Origin of the sequence: Acidovorax sp. SUPP3334, assembly GCF_030159055.1 — a bacterium.
In the GTDB taxonomy this organism is placed as follows: Bacteria; Pseudomonadota; Gammaproteobacteria; order Burkholderiales; family Burkholderiaceae_C; genus Paracidovorax.
The window spans coordinates 132,240-143,099 of record NZ_BQXQ01000009.1 but is presented as its reverse complement, the minus strand read 5'-3'; the positions used below and the strand labels follow the sequence as shown (position 1 = coordinate 143,099).

General features: G+C 64.1%; 12 protein-coding genes and 1 pseudogene. 2 read left to right on the top strand and 11 right to left on the bottom strand.

Going from position 1 to position 10,860, the window contains the following annotated elements:
- Positions 1 to 236 (top strand): annotated as a pseudogene (locus AVHM3334_RS07300) (IS4 family transposase); the annotation flags it as partial.
- A gap of 54 nt (positions 237 to 290) precedes the next feature.
- Here AVHM3334_RS07300 and erpA read toward each other — a convergent pair.
- From erpA to AVHM3334_RS07270, 6 genes are all read right to left on the bottom strand, one after another.
- Positions 291 to 656: an iron-sulfur cluster insertion protein ErpA gene (gene erpA, locus AVHM3334_RS07295; RefSeq protein WP_008907234.1), complete on the bottom strand. Its 366-nt coding sequence runs from the start codon at positions 654 to 656 to the stop codon at positions 291 to 293.
- A gap of 60 nt (positions 657 to 716) precedes the next feature.
- A complete protein-coding gene (locus AVHM3334_RS07290) occupies positions 717 to 1,118 on the bottom strand; it encodes a bactofilin family protein (protein WP_092745277.1) in 402 nt (133 codons plus the stop codon).
- Between the two features lie 61 nt (positions 1,119 to 1,179).
- Positions 1,180 to 1,893 carry a DUF6776 family protein gene (locus tag AVHM3334_RS07285; RefSeq protein ID WP_284410931.1) on the bottom strand — a complete coding sequence of 238 codons (714 nt, stop codon included), beginning with the start codon at positions 1,891 to 1,893 and terminating at the stop codon, positions 1,180 to 1,182.
- Positions 1,894 to 2,048: 155 nt separating this feature from the next.
- Entirely contained in the window at positions 2,049 to 2,441 is a 393-nt protein-coding gene (gene rpsI / locus AVHM3334_RS07280) for a 30S ribosomal protein S9 (protein ID WP_092745279.1), read from the bottom strand.
- A gap of 11 nt (positions 2,442 to 2,452) precedes the next feature.
- Positions 2,453 to 2,881, bottom strand: a complete 429-nt coding sequence (gene rplM, locus AVHM3334_RS07275; RefSeq protein ID WP_092745280.1) for a 50S ribosomal protein L13 — start codon at positions 2,879 to 2,881, stop codon at positions 2,453 to 2,455.
- A gap of 162 nt (positions 2,882 to 3,043) precedes the next feature.
- The gene (locus AVHM3334_RS07270; protein WP_284410929.1) at positions 3,044 to 4,975 is read right to left on the bottom strand and encodes a serine/threonine protein kinase; all 1,932 of its coding nucleotides are present in this window, start codon (positions 4,973 to 4,975) and stop codon (positions 3,044 to 3,046) included.
- 244 nt (positions 4,976 to 5,219) lie between these two features.
- On the opposite strand from AVHM3334_RS07270, the gene AVHM3334_RS07265 reads away from it, so the two are divergent.
- Positions 5,220 to 6,113 (top strand): 23S rRNA (adenine(2030)-N(6))-methyltransferase RlmJ, encoded by an 894-nt coding sequence (locus AVHM3334_RS07265; protein WP_284410927.1) that lies wholly within the window; start codon positions 5,220 to 5,222, stop codon positions 6,111 to 6,113.
- A gap of 13 nt (positions 6,114 to 6,126) precedes the next feature.
- On the opposite strand, the gene AVHM3334_RS07260 is transcribed toward AVHM3334_RS07265, so the two are convergent.
- The 5 genes from AVHM3334_RS07260 to ahcY form a co-directional block, all read right to left on the bottom strand.
- Complete coding sequence (locus AVHM3334_RS07260) at positions 6,127 to 6,684, bottom strand: septal ring lytic transglycosylase RlpA family protein (RefSeq protein ID WP_284410925.1); 558 nt, start codon at positions 6,682 to 6,684, stop codon at positions 6,127 to 6,129.
- Between the two features lie 70 nt (positions 6,685 to 6,754).
- Positions 6,755 to 7,360 carry a hypothetical protein gene (locus AVHM3334_RS07255; protein WP_284410923.1) on the bottom strand — a complete coding sequence of 202 codons (606 nt, stop codon included), beginning with the start codon at positions 7,358 to 7,360 and terminating at the stop codon, positions 6,755 to 6,757.
- Between the two features lie 52 nt (positions 7,361 to 7,412).
- Positions 7,413 to 8,255 carry a methylenetetrahydrofolate reductase [NAD(P)H] gene (gene metF, locus AVHM3334_RS07250; protein ID WP_284410921.1) on the bottom strand — a complete coding sequence of 281 codons (843 nt, stop codon included), beginning with the start codon at positions 8,253 to 8,255 and terminating at the stop codon, positions 7,413 to 7,415.
- Positions 8,252 to 9,253 carry a TlyA family RNA methyltransferase gene (locus AVHM3334_RS07245; protein ID WP_284410919.1) on the bottom strand — a complete coding sequence of 334 codons (1,002 nt, stop codon included), beginning with the start codon at positions 9,251 to 9,253 and terminating at the stop codon, positions 8,252 to 8,254. The genes metF and AVHM3334_RS07245 overlap by 4 nt, the downstream gene beginning before the upstream one ends.
- Before the next feature lie 130 nt (positions 9,254 to 9,383).
- Positions 9,384 to 10,814 (bottom strand): adenosylhomocysteinase, encoded by a 1,431-nt coding sequence (gene ahcY, locus AVHM3334_RS07240; RefSeq protein WP_284410917.1) that lies wholly within the window; start codon positions 10,812 to 10,814, stop codon positions 9,384 to 9,386.
- Positions 10,815 to 10,860: the final 46 nt, after the last annotated feature.

The following is a 10,860-nucleotide window of genomic DNA, read 5'->3' as shown; positions in this document are numbered from 1 at the left end:
CCAAAGTTGAGCCCTGCCGCATCAGCTTCGTTACGGCGCTGCGCTACATCGTGGATGAGTGGCTGTGGAGCTCAGGATCGCGTACTCCTGGGGCCATCCCGGCCAAGCTCGCAGCCATGAGAAAGAATATCCGCCGCTTCGTGCTGCCGCCTCGAAGATCCCACAGGCGGTATCCGCGTGAGGTTCGAATGACCAAGACACAGTATCCCGTCAGGAAAAATGCCGCTCAGCCTTAACTGAGCGGCATTGGCCCGAAGGCGGCTTTTTGGATCAGCCGAAGATGGAACGCATCAGGCCGAGAAGCTCGATCCGCAACCACAGGTGGTGGTGGCATTCGGGTTCTTGATGACGAACTGTGCGCCTTGCAAGTCTTCCTTGTAATCGATCTCGGCACCGACGAGGTATTGGTAGCTCATCGCGTCAATGAGCAGCGACACACCGTTCTTGGTCATCGTGGTGTCGTCTTCGTTCGTGATTTCATCGAACGTGAAACCATACTGGAAGCCCGAGCACCCGCCACCTTGGACGAACACGCGCAATTTCAGGTCAGGGTTGCCTTCTTCCGCAATCAGGTCGGCCACTTTGGCCGCCGCGCTGTCCGTGAACAGGATCGGGGCGGGCATTTCAGTCTGGATATTTTCAGCTACGGCGCTCATGGGAGTGCTCCTTCGGGAGTGTTTGCGGTGAATGGTACTGCAATGCCCCTGGAATCCGGGTCAGCTGGCGTTTGACGCCAACTTCAGTGTGGGTTTTTCCTCGACAAGGACGGTCGAAGGGCTCATCTGTCCTGAGATCGTGGCGCCCTGGTGCATTTCAAGCGACTTGTAATGAACATTGCCCGTGATGCGGGCCTTTGGCTGCAGCTCCAGCAACTCCGCGGCATGCACCGGCCCGATGACGGTGCCGTTCACGATCACATGGGCTGCGTGCACCGCCCCCTCGACCCGGGCCGACTCCGACACCACCAGGATGCTGGGCTGCTCGTCATCATTGGCCCGCACGTCTCCTGCGACCTCGCCGTCGATCCGCAGCCCCTCGGAAAACCGCACTTCGCCATTGATGCGGGTGCCATGGGCAATCAGGCTCTTGATCGGGGGCTGCTTCTTGCGAGAGAACATGGGAACACTCCAGTCGATTGGCACGGAAGGGAAAGGCCCTTTGCCCGCGCTGCCGCCGTCGCTATTCTTCGATGCTCAGGGTCTGGGTGGCGCGCACCGCGCTGCCCTCCAAGACCCGCGCGGTCACGGTTTTTACCACGGCATTGCCTGGCAATCCCCACAATCCTTCCATGCGCCGGTACTGCTGGAACTGCAGCGGCTGCCCGTCCGCAGGCAAGGCCTGCGTCCATGGACGGCCATCGCGAGTGCCCGACAGCAGCAACTCCAGCCGCCCGCGAAACTCCGGGGCATTGCGCACCGACTGAATCACCAGCACCTGCCAGCGCAACTGACTGCCCCCCACGACGTCGGCCTGCAGCCCGCGGATGCTTACGCCTTCGGTCTTGCCGGTAGGAATGAGTTTTTCAAAAAAGCCAAGATCGTCCCGCAGCGACCGGTTGTCGGCCTCCAACTGGCGCATCTGCGCCATCAAGCGGTCCATGGCCGTGCGTTCCGCCGTCAACAATGTGCCGGCAGAGCTTGACGTGTCTTTCTGCAGCCGCTGCTCTTCGCGCAGTTGCGCAACCTCTTCGCGCAACCGCACCAACTCGGCACGGGAACGGGAGTCCAGGCCTGCGATGCTTTTGCCGAACTCGAAGGCCCACGACGCCAAGGCAGCACACAGCCCGAAGAAGATGGCCAGCAGCACCCACCGAAAAGGCCAAGGCATCGCGCTACGGACAGACACGCGCGGCGCACTGATGGTCAAACGGCGGCGTAGCAACTTGAGTCGCATGTTTCCCTATTCAACATTTCAGTGGGCCGAAACGAAAAAACCGCCAGCAGGCGGTTTTGGAATCCAGAAGCATCCGAAGATACTCGTGGTCGATTGACATGCCCTGCAGCCTCCGAAAGGCGCCACAGAGCATGACAACTTCTGCAGAGCCGAGCTTAACGCTTGGAGAACTGCTTGGCGCGGCGTGCAGAGCGCAGACCGACCTTCTTACGCTCGACTTCACGGGCATCGCGGGTCACGAAGCCGGCTTGGCTCAGTGCGGGCTTCAGCGTCGCGTCGTAGTCAATCAGGGCGCGGGTGATGCCGTGGCGGGTGGCACCGGCTTGGCCGGATTCACCGCCGCCGTGCACATTGACCTGGATGTCGAAGGTTTCGACATGGTTGGTCAGCGCGAGCGGCTGCTTGGCGATCATGATCGAGGTTTCACGGCCGAAATACTGTTGAATGTCTTTGCCATTCACAGTGATCTTGCCGGAACCCTTCTTGAGAAACACGCGGGCGACGCTGGACTTGCGACGGCCGGTGCCATTGTTCCATTCACCAATCATCTCAAGGCTCCTTAGATTTCCAGCGCCTTGGGCTGCTGGGCGGTGTGGGGATGCTCAGCACCGCCATACACCTTGAGTTTCTTGATCATCGCGTAGCCCAAGGGACCCTTGGGCAGCATGCCTTTGACAGCCTTTTCCAGCGCGCGGCCGGGGTGCTTGGCTTGCATGTCGCGGAAGTTCGTGGCCGTGATACCGCCGGGATAACCCGAGTGGCGGTAGTACACCTTGTCCAAAGACTTGGTGCCAGTGACCTTGAGCTGAGCGGCGTTGATGATGACGATGAAGTCACCGGTATCGACGTGAGGCGTGTAAATGGCCTTGTGTTTGCCGCGCAAACGGAGAGCAACTTCGCTGGCTACTCGTCCGAGGACCTTGTCGGTCGCGTCAATCACAAACCACTCGTGCACGACCTCAGCGGGCTTTGCGCTGAAAGTGGACATGAGTTTCTCTTTTCAAAGAACGGGGGGTTTGTCGGTCCTTTTCCACGGTCGGTGCTTCTCTGAAGGAAGCCTCTTAGGTGGTATGAATTGCTTCGCCGCGGGACCAGAAATCGCTGCGAAGCCCGCCATTATACGAAGCGGCTGAAAAATGCCAAGGCCAGACTACTGGGACAGCATCGTGCGGCGCCGTTCTTCCGCCTCCAGCCTTCGCCGGTTTTCTACGCACAGCGGGTGATTGGCGACGGCCGAGTTCTGGCATTGCTGGTGAATGCACATGGGGCGAGCGAGAAAGCCTGCATTGGCGCACGCCTCGTCCGGCCCTGCGACGCGGACCGCTACGGGCTTGGGCGCCACGGTAGGGGGCGGCTCCGGCGCCGGGGGCGCCTCAGCCGCCACGGCTTGTGGCAGCGGCTCAGCGACCTTGCGCGGCACCGGCCGAGGCCGTGGCGCCGAAGCCACGACGAACGCCGGAGCAGCGGCGGCCGCAGTCGATGCGCTGGATGCAGCGGGCTGCGCCACAGGCGCGGCTTCGTCTACCACGGCGACGAGTTCAGCCGCAGGCGCTGAAACCGCCGCCATCGGCGGCTCAGCCAGTTCCGTGATGATCTGATCTTCCGGCGTGTATTTGGTCGGATGGGATGTTTCGCGTGGCACGCCCCACCACAGCCCGGCGGCAATGACGGCCACGGCCAACATGCCGGCGCCCGCCCAGGCCAGCGGTCGCCGCCGCGCAGTGACGGCCGGTGCCGGCGGCTCGTCGCCCCCTGGGGTTTGGGCGCGGCGCGTCTTTCCGCGGCCCAGCCTTTCCGGATGCTGGGGGCGCCGTTCCTCGAAAACCGTCTCACCCGCCACCGTATCGACCATCACCGAATCCCCCGCCTCTTGCTTGCTGTCCATGAAAACGGTGTCCTGCATGTCGGAGACCACGGTATCACCGGCCTCCTGCCGATGGATATGCAATTGGGTAGGCGCTTCGGCCATCGGCTGCGCCACAGTGGCAGCCATCGGCGTGGCCAGGGCGGTACCGACTGCCGGCGCCGGAACCGAAGTGATGTCGATCATCGGCACCGCTACGCCGGTGCCATGCCGGTCCGCTGGTTCCACCCATACATCGCCCAGTTCGGCCCGAAAATCGAACTGGTCGATGCCTTCGGGCGGGGTGACCATCTCCATGGTGCGCAAAAATTCGTCGATGCTTTGCGGCCGCTCATCAGGCCGCAGGGCCAGTGCCTGAGAAATGGCGGCCACGAAAGAGGGCGAGTATTCGACGCCGAACTGGCGCCGCACGGTCTTGGCCACTCTGGAGAACGGCACCATGCGATCACGGATCGAACGCAGCGTCGCCGGCAGCGGCGTGTCGTTGCACAGGCTGCCGTGCACCACGGCACCGAGCGCATACAGGTCGCTCCACGGCCCCTGGCGCAGATCGCTCTCACTGTCGCTGTACTGCTCGATCGGCGCGTAATTGACCTTCAGAACCGCCGTGTGCTGGTGCCCCTGGTCGCTGATCGCATGGCGCGCGGCCCCCAGGTCCAGCAGCACGGGAGGGCCGCTGTCCTGCAAGAAGATGTTGTCCGGCGAGATGTCGCGATGCAGCGTCTGCCCATCGTGCAAAACGCGCAGCGCGCTCAATACCGACCACAGTAATTTACGCAGCCAGGCTTCGGGTGGGGGCGTGCGCATGTGGGCGCGGGCCTGCTTGAATGTCATGCCCGTATACAGCGGCATGACCATGTACGCCGTGTGATTGGCTTCCCAGAAACGAAAGACCTTGACCAGCGAGGGATGGTCGAATTGCGCCAGCAGGCGCGCCTCGCTCACGAAAGAGGCCAGACCCGCCTGGAAGGATTGCTCCTGGGACGAAGAGCGCACCCACAGCGACTGGCCCTGCGCCCGAGCGGCCAGCGCCGAAGGCATGTATTCCTTGATGGCCACGAAGCGCAGCAACGAATGGTCGAATGCCTTGTAGACCATGCCGAACCCCCCCACGCCCAGGAGCGAGAGCACTTCGAACTCCCCCAGCCGCGTCCCGGCCGGCAGGGCATCGACGTGATGAACGTCGTTCGGGGGTTCGGTGCTGGTGGTGGCAGACATGGTGGCGGCAGAGCTTTCGGGCGGCAATGGTGCACCAGCAAGGGCGCACCCGGCAACGGACAAATGGATGGATTGCAACACATTCACCGAGATCGCATCATGCAGCAAGCCCGATCCCGCGCGGCAACGGAGCGAATGGCACTGCACGGGATATCACAGCCGCCATGAATCTTCGCGCTCGATACCGTCGCAGCGGCCGCCCAGGCATGGCGGGAGGGCGGTGCATGGTTACCATTGGCCCATCATGTTCAGTTACCGCCACGCCTTCCATGCGGGCAACCACGCCGATGTGCTCAAGCACACGGTGTTGATTGCCACTTTGCAACACCTGACGCAGAAAGACGCAGCGCTCACCGTCCTGGACACCCATGCCGGCGCGGGCCTCTTCCGGCTGGATGGCGACTACGCCGCAACGAGCGGGGAAGCCGCGGACGGCATTCTTCGGCTGGTTCCGCCCGCCAAGCCCGCGGAGACTCTGGCCCCGGCCCTGCAGGAATACGTCGATATGGTCGGCGCCTTCAACCAGGGCAACGTGACACGGGTCTACCCTGGCTCGCCGTTCATCGCGCAGCGGCTGTTGCGCGACCACGATAAGTTGAAGCTGTTCGAACTGCACCCGACCGACCTGCGCGCACTGGCCGGCAACGTGGCTCAGTTGGAGGCCGGGCGCCAGGTGGCGGTGCTGCACGAAGACGGTTTCGAGGGCATCAAGAAATTCCTGCCGCCTCCGGCCCGCCGCGCGCTCGTGCTGTGCGACCCCAGCTATGAAATCAAGACCGACTACGGACGCGTCCTGGACATGGCGGCGGATTCGCTCAAGCGTTTCGCGACGGGCACGTATGCCGTCTGGTATCCGATCATTCCGCGGCCCGAGGCCCACGACCTGCCCCGGCGCCTCAAAACGCTGGCGACCAAGGCCGGCAAGTCGTGGCTGCATGCCACGCTCACCGTCAAGTCGAGCAAGGTGACCGGCGCTGCCGAGGGACAGGCACGCCGCCCGGGCCTGCCGGCCAGCGGCATGTTCCTGATCAACCCGCCCTTCACGCTCAAGGCAGCCCTGAAACCTGCGCTGCCGCAAATGGCCGAACTGCTGGCGCAGGACCATCACGCCTCGCACACGCTCGAATCCGGCGGCTGAACGAACGGCTCGCTTATTCGCCGTCCGTGGGTGAAGAGGGCCGTGCCTCGGACAGGCTGGATGCCGAGGCGTCAGGACACGGCGCAGCCGCATCGCCCGGCGCCTGCGACACCACGACAGGCTTCGTGCCCAGGCCCAGAAGCCCCAGCGCTCCAGCGGCAGCGCGGCTCACATCGATGATGCGGCCGGGCGAATGCGGCCCGCGATCGTTGATGCGCACCTGCACGGACCGCCCGGTGACCAGGCTGCGCACGCACACCCGCGTGCCGAAGGGCAAGGTACGGTGCGCCGCGGTGAATTCATTCATGTCGAAGCGCTCTCCGCTGGCCGTGCGGCTGCGGTGAAACCGGGCTCCGTACCACGACGCCATCCCCTCCTGGACGAATGCATCGGCCGCCTCGGGGTCTGAGGCAGCCTCGTCGGATGACGGGCCGGAAGGGGTGTTGACGGATGCGGCGGGAGGCGCCGCCGCAGCGCTGGGCGCGCGTGACGGCTGCGGGAGCGAAGGCGGCGCTACCTGAGGCTTGGGAGGCAGGGCACCGGTGTCTTCAGCGGGCACAGGCGTTTTCACCGCACAGGCGGCGAGCGCGCATGCCAGCAGCACACCCCCCAGGAGCGCGCCAATCCGGCGATGGCGTGATTCAGCGCTGGCAGCGCACTTCGTAGGCGTCTTCAAAACGCTTCAGGTCCTTTTTTTCACCCTCGGTCAGATCCGTGCGGGCGCGCTTGGCGGTGAGGATGCGGCGCGACTCCATGCATTGCTCGGCACGGCGTGTCGCCTCTGCCTGCGATGCCTGGGCCGCCACGCGCAACTGCTGCTCCTGTTCCTGGCGCTGCCTGCGTGCTTCGCCTTGCTCTTTGTAATAGCGGGAAGAGGCGTCGTATTCCTCCTCGCGGCAATCGCGCTGGTACTCGCGGCGCATGCCGGCGTAGGCATCCGGCTCAATGCCGTAAGAGCCGCCCCGCAGCGTGTCGCTCAAGGAGCGGCAGCGGGCACTCATGTAGCGCTGGTACGCAGGCCCCTCGGGCGGTGCGGAGCGCACGGGCGCTTCATAGCGCCAGGTCGGAGGTGGCGATACCGGCCCCGTGGCAGCCACCGATGTCGTCGAGCCCGAGGGACAGGGGCGCGACGTCGAAAAACTGTTGCCCGAAGCATCGCGGCAGACGTATTGCATCTGTGCCCAGAGCGGGGACGACGCCATGCAGCACAGTGCGGCGGCCAACAGGGAAGTGAAGGCGGAAGTCATGGAGGAGCGCGGAAAACGAAGCTGCGATATTACCGGAGTGGCTGCCGGCGCCCTACAGCCCCAGCCGACGGCAGATTTCCAGCGTGGCGGCGCTCTGGTTCATCGTATAGAAATGCAGACCCGGCACGCCGCGCTCGCGCAGCCGTTCGCACAGACCAGTGACCACATCCAGGCCGAATGCCTTGATGCTGGCGGTGTCGTCGCCGAAGCCTTGCAGGCGCATGCGGATCCAGCGCGGAATTTCGGCGCCGCAGGCGTCAGAAAACCGCATGAGCTGCGTGGAACCGAGGATGGGCATGATGCCCGGCACCACCGGCACATCCAGGCCCAGCCGCCGCGTATCGTCCACGAAGCGGAAGTAGGCGTCGGCATTGAAGAAATACTGCGTGATCGCTGAATGCGCACCAGCGCGCACCTTGAGCGCAAAGGCCTGCAGATCGGCCTCGGGCGAACGGGCCTGGGGATGCACTTCGGGATAGGCGGCCACTTCCACATGGAAATCGTTGCCCGTCTCCGCGCGGATGAAGGCCACCAGATCGCTGGCGTAATGGAACTCACCACCCGCGCCGTAGCCGCTCGGCAGATCGCCGCGCAGGGCCACCAGGCGCTTCACGCCCATGGCCTTGAGCGTGGCCAACTGGTTGCGCAAGGTGTCGCGCGTGGCGCCGATGCATGAAAAATGCGACGCAGCACTCACGCCTTCGGCAAGGATTTCGCGCACGGTGCCGAACGTGCCTTCTTGCGTCGATCCGCCCGCACCATAGGTCACGGAACAGAACTCGGGCCGGCGGGCATACAGGGCTTGCCGCACCGTGCGCAGCTTCTCGGCGCCTTCGGGCGTCTTCGGCGGAAAAAACTCGAAGCTGATCGGTAAGGGACGGGGGGAAGCAGTCATGCCGCACTCCTTGCATGGACGAAAAATTCGCGGTTGCCGTCGCCGCCGTCGATGGCGCTGTCCATCCACGCGGCCACGTTCAGGCCCAGTTCCGCGCAGCAGTCCCGGATGCGCTGCTCGACCACGGCGTAGAGCGCCGCATCGCGCACGATGCCGCCCTTGCCCACCTGGCCGGGTTGCAGTTCGAACTGGGGCTTGACCAACATCAGCAACTCCCCCCCGGCCTTCAGCAACGGCGCGACCGCGGGCAGGATGCGTGTGAGCGAGATGAACGACACGTCCCCGGTCACCAGATCGAACACCGGCGTGGTGTCCACTTGCTCCAGGCCCGCCCGTCGGCGGCGCACGGTGGGCAACACGCCTTCCGCGCGGGCCCGCGCCTTGGCCGACCGTTCGGCCTTGAAGGCCTCGACATCGTGTTCCTTGGCATCGCCGCTGTCGTCGTATTCTTCGTCGATCAGACCGCCATTGCGCATCCAGCTGTACGGAGCCTCCGGCTGGGTGTCGTTGTCGTCCGGGTCCTGCTCGACCTGTTCGGACAGCGCGTCTTCGCAGGCTTCCCGCAGCGATTCGGCAGTGAGCGAGCGGGCATTGACCCCTTCCACGGCCACGACGCGCGGGTCCCGCCGCAGACGGTCGTGCAGCTGCGCATGGCCCACGTCCACGCCGATCACCTGGGCCGCACCCGCCTGCAAGAGGCAGTCGGTGAAGCCGCCGGTGCTCTGACCCACATCCAGGCAGCGCCAGCCCGACACGTTCAGGCCGGTCTCCTTCAGCGCGCCTTCCAGCTTGAGGCCACCCCGCGAGAGGTAACGCGCCTCCGACTGATCGAGCAATTGCACTTCGGCAATGTCTGGAATGTCGTCGCCGTTCTTGGCCACCTTGTGCCAAGGCAGGCTGGGCGCCAGCCGCCACTGCACACCGGCCGCAATCAGGCGCTGCGCCTGCGAGCGGGTCGCGGCATGGCCTTTGTCCACCAGATATACGTCTGCGCGCATGCGCCCATCCTTCAGAGTCAAAAACGCCTTCAGCGCACGGCTACCAAGCGCTGAAAGCTATTATTTTTATAGCAAAAGAGAAGCAGGCCGGCGTCTGCCGGCCTGCGGTTCGCGGCGGTGCCGCGCCCGATCAGTAGCGGTACGTGTCAGGCTTGTAAGGACCGTTCTTGCTCACGCCGATGTAGGCGGCTTGCGATTCGGTCAGTTCGGTCAGCATGGCGCCGACCTTCTTCAGGTGCAGGCGCGCGACCTTCTCGTCCAGCAGCTTGGGCAGCACGTAGACCTTGCCGACCTGGTAGGCATCGGGTTTGGTGAACAGTTCGATCTGGGCGATGGTCTGGTTGGCGAACGACGACGACATCACGAAGCTCGGGTGCCCCGTGCCGCAGCCCAGGTTCACCAGACGGCCCTTGGCCAGCAGAATGATCTTCTTGCCGTCCGGGAAGGTGATGTGGTCCACCTGGGGCTTGATCTCCTCCCATTCGTACTTCTCGATCGAAGCGACGTCGATCTCGTTGTCGAAGTGGCCGATGTTGCAGACGATGGCCTGGTCCTTCATCTTCACCATGGTGTCGTGGGTGATGATGTCCTTGTTGCCCGTCGTGGTCACGAAGATGTCGGCCTTGTCGGCGGCGTAGTCCATCGTCACCACGCGGTAGCCTTCCATGGCGGCTTGCAGGGCATTGATGGGGTCGATTTCGGTGACCCACACCTGGGCGCTCAGTGCACGCAGCGCCTGGGCCGAGCCCTTGCCCACATCACCGTAGCCGGCCACCACTGCGACCTTGCCCGCGATCATCACGTCGGTTGCGCGCTTGATGCCATCGACCAGCGATTCGCGGCAGCCGTACAGGTTGTCGAACTTGGACTTGGTGACGGAGTCGTTCACGTTGATCGCACGGAACAGCAGCGTGCCCTTGGCGGACATCTCGTTCAGGCGGTGCACGCCGGTCGTCGTTTCTTCCGTCACGCCGATGATCTCGGCCGACTTGCGGGTGTACCAGGTCGCGTCTTCCGACAGCTTCTTGCGAATGGCGGCAAACAGGATGCGCTCTTCCTCGCTGGCGCCATTGCCGGCGACCAGGGAAGCGTCCTTCTCGGCGCGCTGGCCCAGGTGCATCAGCAGCGTGGCATCGCCGCCGTCGTCCAGGATCATGTTGGGGCCTTCGCCCACGCTACCCTTGGGGCCGAAGTCGAAGATGCGGTGGGTGTAATCCCAGTAGTCTTCCAGGGATTCGCCCTTGATGGCGAACACCGGCGTACCCGCGGCGGCGATGGCGGCCGCGGCATGGTCCTGTGTGGAGAAGATGTTGCACGAAGCCCAGCGCACATCGGCACCCAGCGCCTGCAGTGTTTCGATCAGCACGGCGGTCTGGATCGTCATGTGCAGCGAACCGGTGATGCGCGCGCCCTTGAGCGGCTGGCCGGCGGCGAACTCTTCACGGATGGCCATCAGGCCAGGCATTTCGGTTTCGGCGATGCGGATTTCCTTGCGGCCCCAGGCGGCAAGGGACAGGTCGGCGATGGCTTGATCGGACGGGGTCTTGAGAACTGCGCTCATGGTTTTCTCCAGTGAAGAAGGTAAAAACCACGCATCGGAGGGGAAT